At 57.2% G+C, this 19,243-nt stretch carries 24 protein-coding genes; 9 read left to right on the top strand and 15 right to left on the bottom strand.

Features of this window, described 5'->3' with window-relative positions; all coding sequences use genetic code 11:
* Positions 1-216: 216 nt before the first annotated feature.
* Positions 217-753, top strand: coding sequence for a hypothetical protein (locus CU100_RS27040; RefSeq protein WP_106714534.1), 537 nt, complete (start codon positions 217-219; stop codon positions 751-753).
* Here the strand turns inward: CU100_RS27040 and CU100_RS00010 are convergent.
* Together CU100_RS00010 and CU100_RS00015 are read right to left on the bottom strand one after the other, a co-directional pair.
* On the bottom strand, positions 743-1,423 hold the full coding sequence (locus CU100_RS00010) for a response regulator (RefSeq protein ID WP_106714535.1): 681 nt from the start codon (positions 1,421-1,423) through the stop codon (positions 743-745). The two genes, CU100_RS27040 and CU100_RS00010, sit on opposite strands and share 11 nt — an antisense overlap.
* Positions 1,420-2,811 (bottom strand): sensor histidine kinase, encoded by a 1,392-nt coding sequence (locus CU100_RS00015; RefSeq protein WP_106715897.1) that lies wholly within the window; start codon positions 2,809-2,811, stop codon positions 1,420-1,422. The genes CU100_RS00010 and CU100_RS00015 overlap by 4 nt, the downstream gene beginning before the upstream one ends.
* Before the next feature lie 238 nt (positions 2,812-3,049).
* On the opposite strand from CU100_RS00015, the gene CU100_RS00020 reads away from it, so the two are divergent.
* Both CU100_RS00020 and CU100_RS00025 read left to right on the top strand, forming a co-directional pair.
* Complete coding sequence (locus CU100_RS00020) at positions 3,050-3,748, top strand: outer membrane protein (protein WP_106714536.1); 699 nt, start codon at positions 3,050-3,052, stop codon at positions 3,746-3,748.
* A gap of 86 nt (positions 3,749-3,834) precedes the next feature.
* Entirely contained in the window at positions 3,835-4,374 is a 540-nt protein-coding gene (locus CU100_RS00025) for a carboxymuconolactone decarboxylase family protein (RefSeq protein WP_106714537.1), read from the top strand.
* A 34-nt stretch (positions 4,375-4,408) separates the two neighbouring features.
* On the opposite strand, the gene CU100_RS00030 is transcribed toward CU100_RS00025, so the two are convergent.
* Both CU100_RS00030 and CU100_RS00035 read right to left on the bottom strand, forming a co-directional pair.
* Entirely contained in the window at positions 4,409-4,678 is a 270-nt protein-coding gene (locus CU100_RS00030; protein WP_370637210.1) for a DUF2312 domain-containing protein, read from the bottom strand.
* Between the two features lie 239 nt (positions 4,679-4,917).
* Positions 4,918-5,223 (bottom strand): DUF1244 domain-containing protein, encoded by a 306-nt coding sequence (locus CU100_RS00035; protein WP_106714538.1) that lies wholly within the window; start codon positions 5,221-5,223, stop codon positions 4,918-4,920.
* 18 nt (positions 5,224-5,241) lie between these two features.
* On the opposite strand from CU100_RS00035, the gene CU100_RS00040 reads away from it, so the two are divergent.
* The 3 genes from CU100_RS00040 to pyk all read left to right on the top strand — a co-directional run bounded on the left by CU100_RS00040 (position 5,242) and on the right by pyk (position 7,959).
* Positions 5,242-5,739 carry a hypothetical protein gene (locus CU100_RS00040; RefSeq protein ID WP_106714539.1) on the top strand — a complete coding sequence of 166 codons (498 nt, stop codon included), beginning with the start codon at positions 5,242-5,244 and terminating at the stop codon, positions 5,737-5,739.
* A gap of 304 nt (positions 5,740-6,043) precedes the next feature.
* Positions 6,044-6,526: a DUF1036 domain-containing protein gene (locus CU100_RS00045; RefSeq protein WP_210280633.1), complete on the top strand. Its 483-nt coding sequence runs from the start codon at positions 6,044-6,046 to the stop codon at positions 6,524-6,526.
* Entirely contained in the window at positions 6,523-7,959 is a 1,437-nt protein-coding gene (gene pyk, locus CU100_RS00050; protein ID WP_106714540.1) for a pyruvate kinase, read from the top strand. The genes CU100_RS00045 and pyk overlap by 4 nt, the downstream gene beginning before the upstream one ends.
* 150 nt (positions 7,960-8,109) lie before the next feature.
* Here pyk and CU100_RS00055 read toward each other — a convergent pair whose 3' ends face one another.
* The 5 genes from CU100_RS00055 to CU100_RS00075 all read right to left on the bottom strand — a co-directional run bounded on the left by CU100_RS00055 (position 8,110) and on the right by CU100_RS00075 (position 10,941).
* Entirely contained in the window at positions 8,110-8,712 is a 603-nt protein-coding gene (locus CU100_RS00055; protein ID WP_106714541.1) for a tetratricopeptide repeat protein, read from the bottom strand.
* A 62-nt stretch (positions 8,713-8,774) separates the two neighbouring features.
* Positions 8,775-8,900: a type B 50S ribosomal protein L36 gene (gene ykgO / locus CU100_RS00060; RefSeq protein WP_100000962.1), complete on the bottom strand. Its 126-nt coding sequence runs from the start codon at positions 8,898-8,900 to the stop codon at positions 8,775-8,777.
* 176 nt (positions 8,901-9,076) lie between these two features.
* Positions 9,077-10,150 (bottom strand): 5-(carboxyamino)imidazole ribonucleotide synthase, encoded by a 1,074-nt coding sequence (locus CU100_RS00065; RefSeq protein ID WP_106714542.1) that lies wholly within the window; start codon positions 10,148-10,150, stop codon positions 9,077-9,079.
* A gap of 2 nt (positions 10,151-10,152) precedes the next feature.
* Positions 10,153-10,650: a 5-(carboxyamino)imidazole ribonucleotide mutase gene (gene purE, locus CU100_RS00070; RefSeq protein WP_106714543.1), complete on the bottom strand. Its 498-nt coding sequence runs from the start codon at positions 10,648-10,650 to the stop codon at positions 10,153-10,155.
* Positions 10,651-10,737: 87 nt separating this feature from the next.
* Positions 10,738-10,941, bottom strand: coding sequence for a YdcH family protein (locus CU100_RS00075; RefSeq protein WP_099997693.1), 204 nt, complete (start codon positions 10,939-10,941; stop codon positions 10,738-10,740).
* Positions 10,942-11,167: 226 nt separating this feature from the next.
* Between CU100_RS00075 and CU100_RS00080 the strand changes: the two genes are divergently transcribed.
* Positions 11,168-11,347 carry a YdcH family protein gene (locus tag CU100_RS00080; RefSeq protein ID WP_106714544.1) on the top strand — a complete coding sequence of 60 codons (180 nt, stop codon included), beginning with the start codon at positions 11,168-11,170 and terminating at the stop codon, positions 11,345-11,347.
* Positions 11,348-11,460: 113 nt separating this feature from the next.
* Here the strand turns inward: CU100_RS00080 and CU100_RS00085 are convergent, their stop codons facing one another.
* The 3 genes from CU100_RS00085 to CU100_RS00095 form a co-directional block, all read right to left on the bottom strand.
* Entirely contained in the window at positions 11,461-11,724 is a 264-nt protein-coding gene (locus CU100_RS00085) for an ArsR/SmtB family transcription factor (protein WP_106714545.1), read from the bottom strand.
* 65 nt (positions 11,725-11,789) lie between these two features.
* A complete protein-coding gene (locus CU100_RS00090; protein WP_106714546.1) occupies positions 11,790-13,031 on the bottom strand; it encodes an MFS transporter in 1,242 nt (413 codons plus the stop codon).
* A 115-nt stretch (positions 13,032-13,146) separates the two neighbouring features.
* Positions 13,147-13,332 carry a DUF1192 domain-containing protein gene (locus tag CU100_RS00095; RefSeq protein ID WP_106714547.1) on the bottom strand — a complete coding sequence of 62 codons (186 nt, stop codon included), beginning with the start codon at positions 13,330-13,332 and terminating at the stop codon, positions 13,147-13,149.
* A 121-nt stretch (positions 13,333-13,453) separates the two neighbouring features.
* Between CU100_RS00095 and CU100_RS00100 the strand changes: the two genes are divergently transcribed.
* Complete coding sequence (locus tag CU100_RS00100; RefSeq protein WP_106714548.1) at positions 13,454-14,458, top strand: NAD(P)H-quinone oxidoreductase; 1,005 nt, start codon at positions 13,454-13,456, stop codon at positions 14,456-14,458.
* 69 nt (positions 14,459-14,527) lie between these two features.
* Here CU100_RS00100 and CU100_RS00105 read toward each other — a convergent pair whose 3' ends face one another.
* Complete coding sequence (locus tag CU100_RS00105; protein WP_106714549.1) at positions 14,528-16,726, bottom strand: esterase-like activity of phytase family protein; 2,199 nt, start codon at positions 16,724-16,726, stop codon at positions 14,528-14,530.
* A gap of 229 nt (positions 16,727-16,955) precedes the next feature.
* Between CU100_RS00105 and CU100_RS00110 the strand changes: the two genes are divergently transcribed.
* A complete protein-coding gene (locus tag CU100_RS00110; RefSeq protein ID WP_106714550.1) occupies positions 16,956-17,654 on the top strand; it encodes a DUF1013 domain-containing protein in 699 nt (232 codons plus the stop codon).
* Positions 17,655-17,700: 46 nt separating this feature from the next.
* On the opposite strand, the gene CU100_RS00115 is transcribed toward CU100_RS00110, so the two are convergent.
* Both CU100_RS00115 and CU100_RS00120 read right to left on the bottom strand, forming a co-directional pair.
* Positions 17,701-18,411, bottom strand: coding sequence for a helix-turn-helix transcriptional regulator (locus CU100_RS00115; protein ID WP_106714551.1), 711 nt, complete (start codon positions 18,409-18,411; stop codon positions 17,701-17,703).
* Entirely contained in the window at positions 18,398-19,000 is a 603-nt protein-coding gene (locus tag CU100_RS00120; RefSeq protein ID WP_106714552.1) for a DJ-1/PfpI family protein, read from the bottom strand. Before CU100_RS00120 ends, CU100_RS00115 begins: the two co-directional genes overlap by 14 nt.
* Between the last annotated feature and the right edge of the window lie 243 nt (positions 19,001-19,243).

The raw sequence follows: 19,243 nt of genomic DNA on the forward strand, positions 1-19,243 counted from the left end.
CGGAGAAATGCGCGGCAAAACCGCAAGCAAACGTAAAGAGGGGCAGCCTCGTTCCGCCAGTGGGCCTCCAGTCCGGCCTGTTTCGGACCTATGCCCCGGCATGGTCAGACCTAAGTCTGATTACGCGGCGGCAAGCCGTCGTTATCTGAGTTATGGAGTTCTTCCCCCGAGGCAGCGGGTTTCCCGCCCGCCAGGTCCGGAATGACAGGAGGCACGATGCCTGCCCGCACGAGACCGATACCCGTCCTTTGCACCGCCGCGCTGGCAACGGCGCTGGCGCTGGCGCCCTATACCCTCGGTTTCGACGCTCATTTCCCCACCTTGCAGCCCCAGGCAGCCCTCGCAAAGGACGGCAATAATGGCGGCGGCAATGGCAATGGCGGTGGTGGAAACAACGCCGGCGGCAACGCTGGTGGCAATAACGGCAACGCTGGCGGCAACAATGGCAACGCCGGTGGCAACAATGGCAATGCTGGCGGCAACAATGGCAACGCAGGTAATAAAAATGGCAACGCTGGCGGCAAGGGAAATACCGGCAGCGCCAGGGGCAACGCTGGGGTTGCGAGCCCCGGCCCATCCGCAGTGCCAGGCAGGGTGGCGATCGACAGTCCAGTCGAGGTTCGTCACAGGAATGGCATGAGTGAGCGCATAAAGGACGGCCGCTATCTCATGAAAGACGCCAAGGGCCGCACCATCATCGAACGCACTGCGACAGTCTCCGACCAGACCCGCCTGAACTCCCTTACCCGCTGACGTTCCGCTGAATCACCGGCTGCACCTCATGGCCGGCATCGCGCAGGGCCATGGCGGCTTCCGTGCGGTTGGTGACGTTGAGTTTCGCGAAAATGCGCCCCATGTGATGTTTCACTGTCTTTTCGTGAAGATCGAGCTTCAGGGCGATCCGCTTGTTGCTCAGGCCAGCGGCGGCGAGTGTCAGGACTTCGTATTCGCGGCCGGTAAGCGCGGCGATCGGATCGGATTTGCTGTCGGCTTCCGGCGCTGACGCCAGCCCCGAGAGCAGCCGTGCCGAAAGCGCCGGCGAGACATAGCCTTCGCCCGAAGCCACGGTGCGGATGATCTCGGCCAGTGCCCGCGAACCGACACCTTTCAGGACATAGCCCTTGGCACCGCTGTTCAACGCCCTGGTCACATCGTCGCTCGTCTCCGAAACCGTCAGGACGACGACCTTCTGGCCGGGCCAGTTTTCGAGTATGGGCACGATCGCATCCAGCCCGCCGCCAGGCATGGAAATGTCGAGCAACATGACGTCCGGACGGTGCTCCTGCGAAATCCTGACAGCATCGTCCTTCGTGCTGCCCTCCGCCACTATCTGGAAGTCGCTGATCTCGGAGAGACTGCGCTTGACGCCCTCTCTGAACAACGGATGGTCATCGACCACTGCAATTCGTACGCCCGCCATCATGCATGCTCCATTCCATTCATATTGAGCGACATTGTCACGCGCGTGCCGCTCCGGGAAGACTCCACTGCGAAACGTCCGCCGAGACTCTCCACCCGATCCCGCAGTCCCGCAAGCCCGATACTGGTTCTGCCGATGATCTCGGGATCAAATCCTGGCCCGCCATCGAACACTTCGATCACCATCCGCTGGCCTTGCACGCTTTGCACCACCCGCTGCCGGATACCTCCTGCGTGACGGAAACTGTTGTTGAGTGCTTCCTGGACGAACCGGTAGATGCATATCTTGGCGGACGGTCCGAGCTCCGGCGCCGATCCTGCCATCGTCAGCTCAACGCTCGTGCCCGTGTGATACTGATGCGCCCGCACCGCCCGCTGAACGATCTCGGAGAGATCGGCGGCCTCGATATGCGGCAATACCAGGCCCTCGCAAATACTGCGTATTTCCCGCATGGCCTCGTCGAGGCTTTCCTTGATAGCCATCACTTCGTGCTCGCGCGTTTCACCCGGCACAGCCGGGTTGACCAGCGTGTCGCTGTCCAGCCTCAGCGCCGCGAAAGCCAGGAGTTGCGCCGGGCCGTCATGCAGATCGGCCCCGATGCGCCGCAAATAGTTTTCGTTCAGGGCTGAAGCACGTTGCGATGCCCGTTGCACATGCGCGTGCAACGCCTTGTTCTGGGCGAGCAGATCGGAAAGTTCGCTGACACGCTGCTTCAGGGCCTTGCCCTGGCGATCGATCGTCTTGCTGCCGCGAACGACGATGAACGACAGAACGAGAAAGAATGCCAGCGTAAATGAAGCCACGGCAAGCCAGCTGAGCAGCCGCGCCTGGTCGAGGCTGTGCTGGAACTCGTCGGCGATCTCATAGAATTCCGATACGGCGACAACCTTGCCCGACCAGGGCTGGAGCACAGGATTGTAGATTTCGAGAAGGGGCTTGCCGCTCGCCCTTTCGGTTTCGCTTTCCAGGTCTTCGACCTTGCCGAAATTGGCGACCATCCTGCCGTCAAAAGCGGCCTTCAGGTCCTCACTAACGGGAAAGCGTTTGCCGACAAGCGCCTTTTCGCTCGAATAAAGGATCGTTCCGTCGCTTCGCCAAAGCCGGAAAGACATGAGCCTGCTTGCCAATGCGCCCTGCCCCAGGGTCTCGTCGAGCGCTCGTGTCACGGTATCGTCGAGTATCTGGTTGGTCTGCATGTCCGGCAGAATAGGCGCGACCACGCTATCCACATAGAGTGCCGTGGCGGCGGCGGAGTTCCTCGTAACGGCACCTTCAATAAGTGTTGTCACAAAAATGCCTGTCAGGATCATCGCTCCAAGCGAGACCAGCCCGCCGGTCAGCAGGAATTGCTTTGCCAGAGACTGGGAATTCCAGCGCCCCAGCAAATTCATCGCCCTCTCCCCGGTCTTTTCGAATGGTGCTGGAACGATTGTCAGAGTTTGTTGTTCCTTGTCCTTGATGCCCGGGTTGCGATCATGTTCGCGCTCCCGGACCATTGTGCTCGGTTGAAACCCCTCGTGACAAGGCCATTCAAGGGATAAGCCCGGACCCTGTTGCACATTGGAGACAGTCATGTCGCCTGAGGAGGAGTAAATTGCGTTCAGTTGACAACACTATGGCGAGGGCGAGATGAAAAGATATCTTATCGCATTTGCAGCAGTTCTCCTCGGGTCGACTTCAGCCTTGGCGGCTGATGCCGTTGCAGAGGCGCCGGTAGAAATGCCTGTCGAGCAGGCTCCGATCTTCACATGGACAGGGGCTTATGTCGGTGCGCAAGCTGGCTACGGCTGGGGCGATTCCGAATTGAGCACGAATATCGCAGGTGTGGGCGCTTCGCTGCCCTTCGATCCCGACGGTTTTCTCGGCGGTGTTCATGCGGGCTACAATTACCAGTTCTCCAACAATATCGTTCTGGGTATCGAAGCCGATATCGACTACAGCGATCTTTCCGGCGACGGCACGCTCGATATCGGCGGCATCGACACCGGCATCGATGGGTCGAGCAAGCTCGAGTGGCAGGGCTCCGTCCGCGCGCGGCTGGGTTACGCTGTCGACCGCTGGCTGCCGTACGTGACGGGCGGTGTCGCCTTCGGCAAGTACAAGCATGATATCGATTTTCCGGATGGCACGTCGTTCAACGACGATGACACCTATACCGGATGGACCGCGGGTGCCGGCGTCGAATATGCCTTTACCGACAATTGGACCGGACGCCTGGAATACCGTTATACCGACTTTGGCGATCAGGATTTCTCCAACGCGCTGGGCGACTACAATGTCGATCTGAATACCCACGCGGTGAAAGTCGGCATCAGCTACAAATTCTGAACTCTTGTCTTCCACAAGGGCGCCCCGCCTGTTCTTCACAGGCGGGCGTTTTTGTGAGCTCGACCAGTCAAACCGGGGGACCTCACATGAGCCGCATATCGCCAATCGATTACAGGACGGCGTCACCCGAAATTCGAAAAGAACATGATGAGGAATTGCGGCTTCGCGGGCGTATGACGAACATGAAACGTGTTCTGCTCCACTCGCCCGTGGCGCACCGTATTTATGGGGAGTGGTTCACGCTGCGCGACCTCTTGCGGCAGGCGCTGTCAGACCGGGCGATATGGCTGTTTTCCCTCGCCATCTCGCAAGCGCAGGGCGCCCTTGTGCCGGCCGCTTTTTTCCGGCGCGCGCTGATCGAATCCGGATCGGAGCCCGAGACACTTATTCCTGACGCGGACGAGAAACTGCTGATCGAATTCGGCAAAGCCATCATTGCGGATTCGAACGCCGTTCCCGATGTCCTCTGGAACGAGCTCAGGGCCAGGTATGACGAACCGGCGCTCGTCAACCTTGTCGCCTTTGCCGGTATCATGGTGGCAACCACCGTTTTCACCAATGTGGTCGAGATCGATCTCGACCCGGAACTTGATGCTTACAGGAAGGCCGGCGAGGTCAGTCCATAGATATTCCTTGAAACCAGCTATTACGTGTCGCTTCTCAAACCATGCCGAGCGCATTCATGTACAATTCGAGGATCGCTTCCTCTTCCTTGCGTTCGTTGGCATCCTTCTTGCGGAGCCGCACGATGGTCCTGATGATCTTTGTGTCGTAGCCCCGCCCCTTGGCTTCGGCCATGACTTCCTTGATATCGTCCTGGAGCGTGGTCTTTTCTTCTTCGAGGCGCTCGATGCGTTCGATGAACTGTCTCAGTTCTGCAGCCGCAACACCTTCGACACCACCCTGCGCCGCCAAATCATCCATGCTCATCACTCCGCTCTTTTCAAAATATCCGTTGTGCGACTCGGGATAGGCCGCGCGAACGGCTTCGATGCCCGACCGGCACATCAGGAGTCAAGACAAGAGTCGGAGGAGGGATCAGTTTGGTTGTGCGTGGTTCGACAAGCCCGCCACGAGGATTGTGGTTACTGCATAGCCATCATCACCGGCGCAGTCTTGCCACATCGACAACCTCCCTCATGGTTAGCTTGTCGAACCACGCACAACCCTCAATGCGACGGTTTGTTCGTCTCGAATGCTGCTTTCTGTGCATCGCTTGCTTCGCGCTGGTGCTTGGCCTGCCACTGCGCATAAGGCTCGCCATAGATGATCTCGCGCGATTCATCCTTCGATATCTTTATGCCCGCCTCTTCTGCGGCCTCGCCATACCAGTTGGACAGGCAGTTGCGGCAAAATCCGGCGAGATTCATCAGGTCGATGTTCTGCACATCGCTGCGGGCGCGCAAGTGTTCCACAAGACGGCGGAAAGCCGCTGCTTCGAGTGCCGTGCGCTGGTCGTCGCTAAGATCAATCATGGTGAAATCCTCAATCACATGGTCCAGGCGCTGTTGGCGCCCGGCTTTACCGCATATCGGAGCCGCGCTTCGGCGCTTCAAGAAGCATCATTCGATCGTGGCGGAACTGAGCAAAGAAAAGCGCGCCGGGACGAAACCTTTCGTCCGCTTTCTCCAGGCGGCGAGCAGAATCTCATCGCCGGTCTCAAGACTGCCAATGACAAGCTTGTACCAGGCACAACTCTGAACGGGGCATTCTTCAAGGAAATCTACGCCATTGATCCCGTAGCGGAAATGTCAAGGTATAATGGACCGCTATTTGTTGCCGTCGGTACGAAGGTCGCCCTGGTCGGACCTCAGCCACAGATGGGAAAATTGTTCATCAAATATCATAGGGGCGCACATCCGGAACTTATGATTCGGGATATGGATCACCACTTCAACGTAGATAAAAAGGTGGAGGATCTTGATGAAATGATTGACAAGACACTCGGCTATTTGAAGAAATACCTGGATGTCGACGAGGTCGACCTCTAGGCGGTAACAATTGCGGCCAATAAAATCCGCTTTTCTCTCTTACGGGGATGCCTCCGGCGACAAGGGGGAATAAGCCCCCAGCATTTAAAAAGCCCCTTCGAACGTATCGGGGCTTTTTAAATGCTTCATCACCGCTGCTGGCTCCCGATAGTCATCCTAAAGTCGCACTCTTGCGGGAACTCCGCATTCAAACGATTAGCGCGTTGACAATGCATGCGAAACTACCGAAAAGAAGGTCGTCTACCTCGCCCCAGGCCCATTGGCTGCTCGCGCGGCGAGGACTTGAGAAGACCGGACGGAGGCCATGTTGAATAGAAGCATAAGGGCGAGATGGGGGAGCTTCCTCGCGGCTTTTTTATTCATCTTCATTGCGGGCAGTTTTTATGCACCCGAAAAGGCCCAGGCCGACTTTCGCGTCTGCAACACGACGCAAAACCTGGTTGGCGTCGCGCTCGGCTACCGCGCCAAATCCGGCTGGGTCACCGAAGGCTGGTGGCATGTCAACGCATCCTCCTGCACGACGCTGGTTGTCGGCCCGCTGACATCGCGCTACTATTATCTTTATGCCGAAGACGCCCAGAGTGGCGGGCGCTGGGATGGCAAGGTGAACATGTGCGTCGCCGAAAACCAGTTCAAGATTACCGGTATCAACGACTGTTTCGCGCGTGGCTTCCAGCGCTCCGGATTCCAGGAATATGACACCGGCGAACAGACAAGCTGGATGGTCCAGCTGACGGAAGAAAATCCTCCCTCCTCTCCAATCGTAACGGATACCCCCTCTCCATGAGACGCCGCCGCAAGGTCAAAATTCTCGCCACATTAGGCCCCGCTTCCTCCGACGAAGCCATGATCCGCAAGCTGTTCGAAGCCGGCGCCGATGTGTTCCGTATCAACATGAGCCATGCCAGTCACGAATTGATGCGCGAGCTTGTTCGCCGTCTGCGTAATGTCGAAAAGGAAGTTGGACGGCCCATCGGCATTCTCGCCGACCTTCAGGGTCCGAAGCTACGCGTTGGCAAGTTCAAGGATGGCAAGGTCGGCCTCGTCGCCGGCCAGACGTTCACGCTCGATAATAATGACGCGCCGGGCGACAATACCCGTGTGTTCCTGCCGCATCCAGAGATTCTTGAAGCTGTCGAGCCGGGTCATCGCCTTCTGATCGACGACGGCAGGCTTGCGCTGGTCGCCGAAGCCTCCGATGGCAAGCATATCCGCTGCCGCGTCGTTTCCGGCGACACGATCTCCGACAAGAAGGGTGTCAGCCTGCCCGATACGACGCTCGGCGTCAGCGCCCTGACTGAGAAGGACCGGCGGGATCTCGATGCTGTCCTGCAGGAGGAAGTGGATTGGGTTGCCCTGTCCTTTATCCAGCGGCCGGAAGATCTTGCCGAAGTGCGCAAGATTTCGCGTGGCCGCGTTGCCCTCCTTTCGAAGATCGAAAAGCCGCAGGCCGTAACCCGCCTCGATGAGATCATCGAACTCTCCGACGCGCTGATGGTGGCGCGCGGCGATCTCGGCGTTGAGATGCCGCTTGAAACCGTTCCCGGCATCCAGAAGCAGATCATCCGCGCCTGCCGCAGGGCTGGCAAGCCGGTCGTCGTCGCTACCCAGATGCTGGAATCGATGATCACTGCGGCCGTGCCGACCCGCGCCGAGGTTTCGGACGTTGCGACAGCCGTGTTCGAAGGCGCCGACGCCGTCATGCTTTCGGCCGAATCCGCCGCGGGCGCCTATCCGGTCGAAGCCGTGTCCACGATGGCGCGCATTGCCGAAGAGGTCGAACGCGATCCCAACTACCCCGGCATCATCCATGCCCAGCGTCCGGAGCCGAACGCGACCGGAGCCGATGCGATTTCGCTCGCTGCCCGCCAGATCGCCGAAACGCTCAACCTCTCGGCTATTGTCACCTACACCGCGTCCGGCACAACCGGACTACGCGAAGCACGCGAACGGCCATTGTTGCCGATCATCGCACTGTCACCGGTCGTCGAGACCGCCCGCAAGCTCTCTCTCGTCTGGGGGTTGCACTGCGTTGTAACCGAGGACGCCACCGACCTCGACGACATGGTCGACCGTGCCTGTCACATCGCCTACCAGGAAGAGTTCGGCAATCCGGGTGACCGCATCATTATCTCGGCCGGCGTACCGCTGCGTACGCCGGGTTCGACCAATATGTTGCGCATCGCCTATATCGGTTCGGATGGGCTGACGGGTATTTAAGACTTATTGAGGAAGAACATTGCGTTCCGGCAGACGCTGGAACGCAATGACACGACTTTGATTCGAGAATCGCCTGGTTTTGCGCCAGAATGATCGTTTTTCGCGGCAGATTATCTACCTATGCGAGAAATTTAGTTGTGGCGACGTGTATCACGTCCGCTGCCCGGTGAGTTCGTCTGCCAGTTCACCCGCCTGCTTCTGGGCTTCGCGCAGCATAGGATAGACCGTCAGAACACGCTCGAAAGCCTGCAATGCGGCTTCCTTACGGCCGGTATCCTTGAGGATCGCAGCCATCCCCGCCATCGCCCCGAAATGGCGTGGTTCAAGCGCCAAGGTCTTCTGGATATCGGCCATGGAACGCCCGTAATCGTTCATCATGAAGTTCAATGTCGCGCGCCTGTTCCAGCCTTCGGCATAGTCCGGCTTCATCACGACCACCTGGTCGAGAAAATCGAGCGCGACCGAATACTTCTTATCTTCCATGGCCTTGGCAGACCAGCCCATCATCAGATCGACGGTGGCGCTGCCGGAGTTCTGCCATTGCGCCTGTATTTGCGCGGCAATTCGCGCGGCCTTCACTTCGTTGCTTTCGCGCTTCAGTGAAGCAAATAGGTCGTCCAGCCGCGTGGCTCGTTTCTGCGCCAACGTCTGGTTGGGCAAGGCCGCCTTCTGTTGTAAAGGAGCCCCCTCCTGCGCCATGGCGGGCGAAAGAACGAGAAAAATGGCAATAAAAACAGCATAAACGTTCCGCATGACACGAATGGTAATCCGTATCAGCGAAACGTCAAATGCAAAAAACCGTGAGACGGGTACGATCAGCCCTGGCGTGCTTTGAAGCGCGGCGCAGTCTTGTTGATGATGTACATCCGGCCCTTGCGGCGAACCAGTTGATTGTCACGATGACGGCCCTTGAGGGCTTTGAGCGAGTTCTTGATCTTCATTTCAGCACCGGTATCTTACGCCCGAAACCGGGCACCAATAAAAAGCGCGCCTTAAGAGCGCGCCGGAAAGACGTTGCGGGGAAATAGCCAAGGATTGCCCATATTGTCAACACCCGGCTTACGATTCGTCGCGTGATTCACCTGATAACCGCGCATTATTTGTTGCAAGCGGCCGGCTAGAGCCTTTTTGTTATTCTCGTCACATGCCCCATCTTGCGTCCAGGGCGCGCTTCGCCCTTTCCGTAAAGATGCACGACAGCTCCGGGCTCCTTCAAGATTTCCGCAACTCTGTCGATATCGTCGCCGATCAGGTTTTCCATCACGCAATCCGAATGCCGCCTCGTATCGCCGAGCGGCAGCCCGGTGATCGCCCGGATATGCTGTTCGAACTGCGATGTGGCGCAGGCGGCTTCGGTCCAATGGCCAGAATTGTGCACACGGGGCGCGAATTCATTTGCGAGCAGCGTACCATTGGCCAAGACGAAGAATTCCATGCCGACCACGCCGACATAATCTAATCCTTCCAATAACTTACGTGCTGCGTCAGCAGCAAGGCCGGCAATGGTGGACGACACGGAGACCGGCACGGTAGAAGTCGCTAGAATACCGTCTTTGTGGACGTTTTCAGCGATGTCGTAGACCTTGATGTTTCCGGCTTCGTCGCGTGCCGCAATCACGGAAATCTCGCATACAAACTCGACCATGGCTTCCAGAATGGACGGGACACTGCCGATGGCGGAAAAACCATTCTTCGCGTCTTCTCCTTTGTCGCCGGAAAACCTCACCTGCCCCTTGCCATCATAGCCAAAGCGGCGTGTCTTGAGGATGCCCTTACCACCAAACGCCAGCAGCGCCGCTTCGAGATCGCCCTCGTTTTCAACGCTCAACCACTGGGCAGTCTGGATGCCCGCCTTGTTCAGAAAGCGCTTTTCGACGAGTCGGTCCTGCGAGACCTTCAGAGCCTCGGGCGATGGGTATACAGGCTTGATCTCGCTGAGCGTTTCGGCAGAATCGACCGGCACGTTCTCGAACTCATAGGTGATGACCTCGCAAAGTTCGGCCAATTGTTCGAGCGCATTGGGATTATCATATGAAGCGACAATGTGTTCATTGGCGACTTGTGCTGCCGGACAATTTTCCAGCGGTTCAAGAATGACAGTTCTATAGCCGAGCCGAGCCGCCGCCATGGCAAGCATCCGGCCAAGCTGGCCGCCACCAATGATACCGATCGTCGATCCTGGGGAAATCATTCTCATGCCTCGTCAGAAGGTCTCAACGCGACCTTGTCGCTTTGCGCCTGGCGGAATTCATCCAGCCGCTTCGCCAGCGCCGAATCATTCAGGGCGAGGACCGCCGCCGCAAGCAGCGCGGCATTGATCGCGCCAGCCCGCCCGATTGCCAATGTACCCACAGGGATACCGGCCGGCATCTGCACGATCGATAGAAGGGAGTCTTGTCCGGACAGCGCCTTCGATTCGACCGGCACGCCAAAAACGGGCAATGCAGTCATCGATGCCGCCATACCTGGCAGGTGAGCAGCCCCGCCGGCACCCGCGACAATCACTTTGAAACCGGCTTCGCGCGCGCCCTTGGCAAAGCTTACCAGCCTGTCAGGCGTGCGGTGCGCGGAAACAATTCTGTCGTCGTGAGAAATGCCGAGGCTATCAAGCGTCTCGGCGGTGTGGCGCATGGTTGCCCAATCCGACTGGCTTCCCATGATGATTGCAACATCGGCGCGTTTGTCAGCCATTGAGCATCCTGTAAATATGTCGGGAGCAATTAACGGAAAAGACGGATCGCCGCAAGCTAGGTCGTAAACTGCGCAACCCGCAAGGAATCAGGCGATTATGTCGGGCGTGATCTTGTCTTCAAGCTCGATGAGCTTGTCCTTGATGATCAGTTTTTTCTTTTTCATCCGCTGGATACGAAGCTGGTCGCAACCCACCTGGATCATTGCTTGTATGGCCGCATCGAAATCCAGATGCTCCTGTTTCAATCTTGCGACTGCCAATCGAATGTCAGCCTGATCCTGGTCGGACATGCAGTAGTTCCCGGTACTTTGCTGTAAAAAGAATCCAGTCACTGGTTGTGGACAACCCGTCCTCGCCAGCACGTCGCCATATCATATTTCACGCCACAAGAAAATCCTACGAAACAAATTCGACAATTGCCTCAAGTGGTGGCACAGTGTCACCGCTCTGTCACAAACTTGCCGCTTGGCAAGCAGAGCATGCATACGTGACGAAACCAACCAAGGGAGAAGCCGAATGGCCATTGAGTCTCATCTTGAAACGCTTGAACGTAAGCATGGAGCGCTTGAAAAGGAAATTTCTGACGCGCTGTTAAGTCCCGCCTCCGACGACCTGAAAATCAGCAATATGAAACGACGCAAGCTCGTGCTCAAAGAGCAGATTGAAAGACTGAAAGCAGTCGTCACTCACCATTAAAGGACAATCCCGCGAAATTCCGACGGCGGTTCGCTGAGCTGTCGCCTGGCAAGTTGAAGGAAACCCGGTTCCCGCATGCGGTGAGCCGGGTTTTTGTTTCTAGGCGCCCAAGCTCATTCGTTCCAGAACTGGTCCAGCCAAAGGTTCAGATGCAAGAACCCGCTGTCATCGACAGTGTAAATCCGCCGCGTGCCCTCGGCTTTGACTGAAACCAGCCGCGCATCGAGAAGCGCCTTCAGGTGCTGGGAGACGGCCGGACGGGAGATCGGTAGGCCTGTCGCAAGCTCGTTCACGGTTTTTGGACCGCGTCTCAGCTCCTCAAGCAGGTAGCGGCGGTTTGGATCAGAAATTGCTGCAAAGGCATCCGTTTCGACCATGTGAGAATAGTCATTTTAAACCATCAGCATTGTCAACGGATTTCGTATCGGAACCGAATCGAAAACTATTCCGGCAGCGTCTCTGCACGAGGGTCCAACCTGACACCCTCCGGCGTAACCCGCTCCGAATGAACCGTCTGAAAATTGTCGCGCAACTCGATTGGAACCGGTGCGCGCATTCGCGACCGTATGATCGCGTGGGCCATTATGGAAATATGTGCGAGCGCAGTTATGGCAAACAGGCCTTCAGGCGCAATCATTTCCATCGCCCAGGCACCGAGTATCGGGCCGATCATCGTGCCAAAACCGTAGAGCAACAACAGGCCGCTCGTTACCTTCACAAAATTTTCAGAGTCGGAAAAATCGTTCGCATGGGCAACGGCCACTGGATAAAGCGTATAGGCGAGGCCGCCATAGATCGCAGTCATGATCAGAATGACCGTGGCATGCCTGGGTGCGATCAGGAATATCAAGAGGCCAATGACCGCCGCGGCTCCGCCAACGAAAGCCAGAACGTAACGTCTGTCCGTGCGATCGGACATGCGGCCGACCGGGATTTGCATCAGTGCGCCGCCCATCACGGATGCGCTCATCATGAGCGCAATTTCCGTGGTCGTTATACCTGTCGCCGCGCCATAGACGGCGCCGAGCGTTCCAAACGCACCATTGGCAATGCCGATCAGAATACAGCCGAGAAAGGCTACCGGCGAATTGCGATATAGCGCTTTCAGGTCGAGCTGCACCTCGGTCAGCGGCTTTGGACTGCTCGCGGTCGAAATTGCAGTCGGGATCAATGCCAGGCAAAAGAGAATGCCGGACATCATGAAAAACGTACCCGTATGCACGTCACCAAAGCCGATCATCATTTGGCCCACGGTTATCGATGCGAAATTCACCACCATATACAAGCCGAAGATCTGACCCCGATTGGCATTGGTTGCGCGCTCGTTCAGCCAGCTTTCGATGACCATGTAGGAGCCGGCCATGGCGAAGCCGGTCAAGGCGCGGAGCACTATCCACGCGGTCGAATCGACAAGAATGCCGGTGAGTAGCGCAACGATCGCGGCTACCGAGGCAAACGCGCTGAATGCACGCACATGTCCGACACGGCGTACGAGCCGAGGCGCGAGCAGGCATGAGGTTATGAAGCCACCGGCCCAGGCGGTTCCCAGAAGACCAAGCGAGGTCGTCGAAAATCCTTCCGCGCCGCCGCGCAGTGGCAAAAGCAACCCGTGCAGACCGGAGGCCATGACAAGAAATGAGGTGCCGCAAAGAAGTGCGAAGACCTGAATGAATGAACGGAACACGGCAGACCCTTCGAGCGAATCGGGGAGTGGACCAGCCAGGAGAAGACTGGTGATGATGACTTCGTCTCAATCAGCAATGCGGATATTTTAGGTCACCCGCATGAATTAGTCGGCCTCAACGGAACAGCGCCTCCGCTGCAACCTTGCTATCACCCTTGCGCGACCGCTCTTCCTCAAGACGTTTGATCTCGGAGCGCAGCTGGACAATCCGTTCGTCAAGTTCAGCAACAGACAGCAACGATAGATCCTGTCCGATGTCGTGGACTATCTTGCGCCTTGGTTCTTCGTCGAAAAGTGACATCATTTTCTCCACTTGTCGTCCTAGAGCAAGTTTTGTCTATTTGCTCCAGTGTGAGAGAATACAGCCCAACTGCTTGGTATTGCAAACCATTCGGGCGAATCAATGCAGAGGAGACCAAACCATGGTCGAAACGATTCCGACGACGATGACGGCAATTGAAATCACCGAGCCGGGCGGCCCATTGGTCTTGAAGCCTGGCAAGCGCGGTGTTCCTGAGCCGAAGGCCGGGGAGTTGCTCATCAAGGTGCGGGCTGCCGGAGTCAATCGGCCGGATGTATTGCAACGGCTGGGCCACTATCCTCCGCCTGCCGGCGCGTCCGACATTCCGGGACTAGAGATCGCCGGCGATGTCGTCGCCGCGGGTGAAGACGTAACGCGTTTTCGCATAGGCGAGCGGGTTGCAGCGCTCGTTGCCGGTGGAGGTTATGCCCAATATTGCGTGGTGCATGAGACCAACGCCTTGCCCATTCCCGCAGGCTACGGCTTTATCGAAGCCGCAGCAATTCCTGAAACCTATTTTACGGTTTGGCACAATGTGTTCCAGCGCGGCGGATTGAATAGAGGCGAAACCTTTCTCGTTCATGGCGGATCGTCCGGCATAGGGACCACAGCGATCCAGCTCGCCAAGGCTTTTGGCGCCACTGTCATCACCACTGCAGGTTCGGACGAGAAGTGTGACGCCTGCCAAAAACTCGGGGCCGACCGCGCCATCAATTATCGTGAGGAAGACTTCGTCGGAGCAGTGAAGGAGGCGACGGATGGCAAGGGAGCCGACCTGATCCTCGATATGGTTGGCGGCGATTATACGGCGCGCAATTATGACGCCGCAGCACTCGACGGCCGTATCGTCCAGATTGCCGTACTGAACGGTGCCAAAGTGACAACGGACATATCCAAACTGATGGTCAAGCGCTTGACCCACACGGGATCCACGCTTCGCAACCGTCCGGTCGAGTTCAAAGCGGAGATCGCACGCGAACTCGAACTCAAAGTATGGCCTTTGCTGGTCGAGCGCCGTGTGGCCCCTGTGATCGATATGATCTACCCGCTGCATGAAGCCTGGCGCGCCCATGAGCGAATCGAGGACGGCAATCACATAGGCAAGATCGTGCTTGACGTCAGCTGATCCAAAAGCGACGTCCACCCGTCAAAGCGGATGGACGTGCATTCGTGCATGAAGCTTAGGGAGCCGGACCTAGTTCGTGGGATGAACCTTGCCGATGCCGAAGAACATGGTTTCACCTGAGGAATCATCGACGCCGTCATTGTCTGTCACAGCATAACCATTGCCCTCGGAGTCTACGGTAAAGCCCTCAAGCTTCTCGGCGACATAACCATTGCTGGCCTTCAGATCACTTACGAAGTCACGAGCCAGAGTCTTCTCGACGACCGGGAGCTTTTCACCTATCTTGGCTGGTTTCAAGCTATCGAGCGCCACGCGATACAAGCGCTTGTTGACGGCATTCTCCCCCACCTGGTTGTCTCGCTCGATGATGTAGAGCTGACCGTCATGCGCAGTGATTTCGGACAGTCCTACCCAGCCTTTTTCGGTCTTGTCGAGCGGATAGGAAACTGCGCTCCATTCCTTCTTTTTGATGTCGTAGCGGAGAAGCTTCACGAAGCCCTTCTCATCATCCTTCCATTCACGCTGGATTGGCATCCAGAGCACGGCGTCATCGCCCTCGCCAACGCGGGTGATGCCCTCGAGACCGTAGCGGGACTGGTTTGACAGCAATTCTTCCGGGAGCGCGATCTCTTTTTTGATTTCGCCCTTGTCGTTGACATTGAGGATTGCGTGGGGAACGAGTTTTGCCTGATCGCCCTCGTTGGCGAGCCAAAAGCCGCCATCGTTATCGGTGGTAATGCCTTCAAGGTCGAGCTTCTGAGCGGGCTGTCCGCCGCGCCTGACAGTCAGCGCCGCGGTGATTTTTGCAGGTGTCTGCTTGGCATCTATCGTGTAGATGGCCGGCGCGGAATAATAAACCGAATCCGAGACAGCGTAGAGCTTCCCGGCTTCTTTCAGATCACCGGCGAGACCGGAAAGCGCGCCCCAACCGAGCAATGTTCCATCCTCTTTCGATGTGGAGACGATTTGAGGATAATTGGGCTTCTGTTCCTTGAGTTCATAGATCATGACATGCGAGCGGACGCCGCCATCTTCGACAAGATCCGACTCGTTCGCCGTGATCAGAAGATTGCGCGAGGGTATGGCGAGGACGCCTTCCGGGCCGATTCCTGAGGGCAGTAGCTGAACGAATTCCGGGTCTTTGCCCGTATCCTTGTAAACACCGACCATTGATGCCCGTTCACTGGCGACGAAAAGGTATGGCGTATCGCCGAACCTGGCGGCCTCTGCACCTTCGAGCTCAACCCCCTTCTTGTTTCGCTTGTCCGGATAATGGCCGGCCTCGACGATCTTGTACTCCAGCGAGGCGCCGGATTCATAAGCAACCCTGCCATCCTTGGAGAAGATCGTGAAGCTGCGCGAACCGCCCCTGTAATCGCCCTCATTGGCCACAACGAAGCGATCATTGTCGAGCCACTTGATGGTGTCCGGCTCGCGAAGCACGCCCTTGATGCTGCCGTCGAACTTGAACGCTCCGTCATTCTTCACGTCGACCTTGTCGAGGTCGATTTTTCCTGCGGAGAAGTGGTTCGTGATCTTGCCCGTGGCCGCATCGATCACAGCGATATGATTGTTTTCCTGCAGCGTTACGGCGATCTGGTTCTCGTTGTTGATCGACACGAACTCAGGCTCGGCATCCTCCGGTGCGATTTCGGAAAGGCCCGCGAGACCAACTGTCTTCACGGTTGCGCAATCCGGAGCGCCGTTCTTCAGGGAGAATATCTTGAGGTTGCCCGAGGGCATTTGCGGTAATTCGCCGTCGTTCAGATCTTCGTCCCGCTCGTTTTCGATGGCTACAGCAGCGAATGTCCTGTCAGGGGAGACCGCCACGGAATCCGGCTGTCCGCCAAGGTCGCAACTTGCTTCAATTTTGCGCGTCGCTATATTGATGGCATCGAGCCGTCCCGAAGGATCGGACTTGCTCCCGGACGTGTTGATGGACGCCAGGACATTGGCCCCTACCGCCGCCACCGAGGTTGGCTCGCCCTCGATACTGATTATCCCGCCTGGCTGTGGCTTGGAAGGATCGGCGATGTCGATGAAGCCGATCGCTCCGTAGGGGCTATCGGAATAAATCAAAGTCTTGCCGTCTTCCGAGACGGTTATGATCTCCGACGACGTCGGCTTTGACTTGTCTGCATCATTTGGCAGATTGCTGGCGACCGGAAAACTTGCAATACGGTTGAAAACAGGTTCAGCAGCGGCGGGAACCGCGGCTGACGCCGCTAGAGCCGTCAAAAGACCGAGATAGAGCAATTTACACGACATGTTCGGGGAACCTCCTGTTATTGTTGAATGGATGGTTCGCCCAGTCACATTGCAGTGGGATGACACTTGCATGACACTTTGATGAAACGCCTGGTTGTACTGGGGACTAGTACGAAAGCGATTCTTGCTCATCAGGTAAAATAGCGCTATATAGGCGCCGAATTCCCGGAAATTGTGGTTGAACCCACGTCCCGCGCCCCCGGAGCGGACGAACGAGAGGACTATATCTATGGCCACCCAGCTTCTAATGCCAAAGGCAACGGCCGTCTGGCTTGTCGACAATACCGCGCTGTCATTCGATCAGATCGCTGCATTCTGCAAGCTGCATCCGCTCGAAGTGAAAGCAATTGCCGATGGCGAATCCGCACAGGGCATCAAGGGCCTTGATCCGTTGATTACCGGCCAGTTGTCGCGCGAGGAGATTGCCAAGGGTGAGGCCGACATCAACTACAAGCTGAAGATCCTCGAGCCCAAGGTTCGCGTTCCGGAAACCAAGCGCAAGGGTCCCCGCTATACGCCATTGTCCAAGCGACAGGATCGCCCCAATGCCATTCTGTGGCTCGTGCGCAACCATCCGGAATTGAAGGATGCGCAAATCTCGCGGCTTATCGGTACGACGAAATCCACCATCGAGCAGATTCGCAACCGCACTCACTGGAATTCGAACAATTTGCAGCCGATGGATCCGGTCACCCTAGGACTGTCCTCGCAGATCGACCTTGACATCGAGGTAGAGCGTTCCTCCCGAGGTCGGCCGGTACAACAGCCGGGCGAAGGCGGCGATACACTGCTTCCTGCATCTGCAACCGAAAACCTCGATGTCCAGCCGACAGTCCGCGAAGAAGACCAGGAGCTCGACGCCGACAAGGTATTTGCCAAGCTGTCGTCGCTCAAAGGCCGCCAGGAAGACGAAGACGAGCAGCAATAAGCTTCTGTAGGATCTAATATGAAGGCCCGGCACTTGCCGGGCTTTTTCATGATGCGCGTGCCTTGGTATCGGGAGTTTCGCTCAGCTCGACGCGCCGATAGAAGTCGGCCAGCGTCTTGCCGCGTTCCTGCCGGAAAATCCTGTCGATCTTCTCGACCTTCGCGATCCGGTCTATGCGGAATGTCCGGAAATCATTGCGCAGTTCACACCAGCTGATCAAGGTCCAAACTTTGCCCCAGAACCAGAGGCCGAGCGGCCGTATATGCCGGGCGCTCTCCTTGCCGTCCAGATCGGTATAGGTGATCGACAGGATGCGGCACTGTTCGGCAGCGTTCTCGGCAAGATCGATTAGAGCACGGTCGCTATCACTGATATTATAGCTCGTTGAATGAATATGCGTGTTCGTGATGCGCGGGCGCTCTTCCTTGGGCAGGACAGCACCGATCTTGATAATTGCTTCTTCGGCCGCACGGGCCATCGATGCACCGCCCCAAGCCGTGATAAGCCGCGCGCCCGCTACCAGCGCCACGACTTCGTCGCGCGTGAACATCAGTGGCGGCAAATCGAAGCCTTCGCGCAGGATGTAACCAACGCCTGCTTCACCATCGATCGGCACACCGGTCGATTGCAGATCGGCGATATCGCGGTAGATGGTACGCTCCGAAACCTCAAGTTTCTCGGCCAACTGCCGCGCCGTTACCAGACGGCCGCCCCGCAGCTTCTGCACGATCTGAAAAAGCCGGTCAGCCCTGCGCATTGTCAAGCCTGTACTCTCGAGCAATGAATTCGCGCATCTCCGCAACGTGCGCGGCTTTCTCGGGATAGAGAGCTTCAAGGAAATTCGTCGTGAATGTGCCTGGTGCAGATCCTGGAGCACTGACAATATGCGCGTCCCGAACCGCATGCGGCACATCCTGATAGAGCGAAGAACCTGGATAGGTGCCGATCTTCGATTCAATCCATCCGGCGCCATTGCTGGTATGTTTACGTCCCTCAAACAGCCCCGCGCGCGCCAACGCCAACGTTCCGCCGCATATGCCGCCAACGATACCACCCCTTGCCAGCGTCGTGCTCAACAAAGGCGCAATGTCAGGAGCGTCCTCGCTCGGCCAAGTCTCGGCACCAATAACTGCCACGGCATCCAGATCGCCATTATCTTCCGGCGCTACACCGCGATCCGGCATGAGTTTGAGACCACCGATGGATTTGACCGGACCACCGGTCGATGGCGAGAGCGCAAACGTACGTGCGCCGAACCAGTCGACCGCGGACCCGGAAAGCAGGCCGAACTCCCAATCGGCAAATTTGTCGACAAAGACAAAGCCGATGGTCTTTTTCTGTTCCATGCGTGTCACTCCCCTCCTGCTTTTTATCCTAACACTCTAGGCCGAAGTGGCCGGATTTGCTGACTTTTCGCGACTCCCGGCCCCTTGGCCATCCAATCTGCCAGGGAGCAAGGTCGGAACTGGCGCTATCTGCGCCAGCCTCCGATTTTCTCACTCTTGCGCGGTGTGAAAGACGTTCAGCATAGGCGTCAGGCCAACCGATATCCTTAAGAACGTAATCGGGTAGGGTATTGATATGCCGCT

The organism is Phyllobacterium endophyticum (assembly GCF_003010935.1).
Taxonomy (GTDB): Bacteria; Pseudomonadota; Alphaproteobacteria; order Rhizobiales; family Rhizobiaceae; genus Phyllobacterium; species Phyllobacterium endophyticum.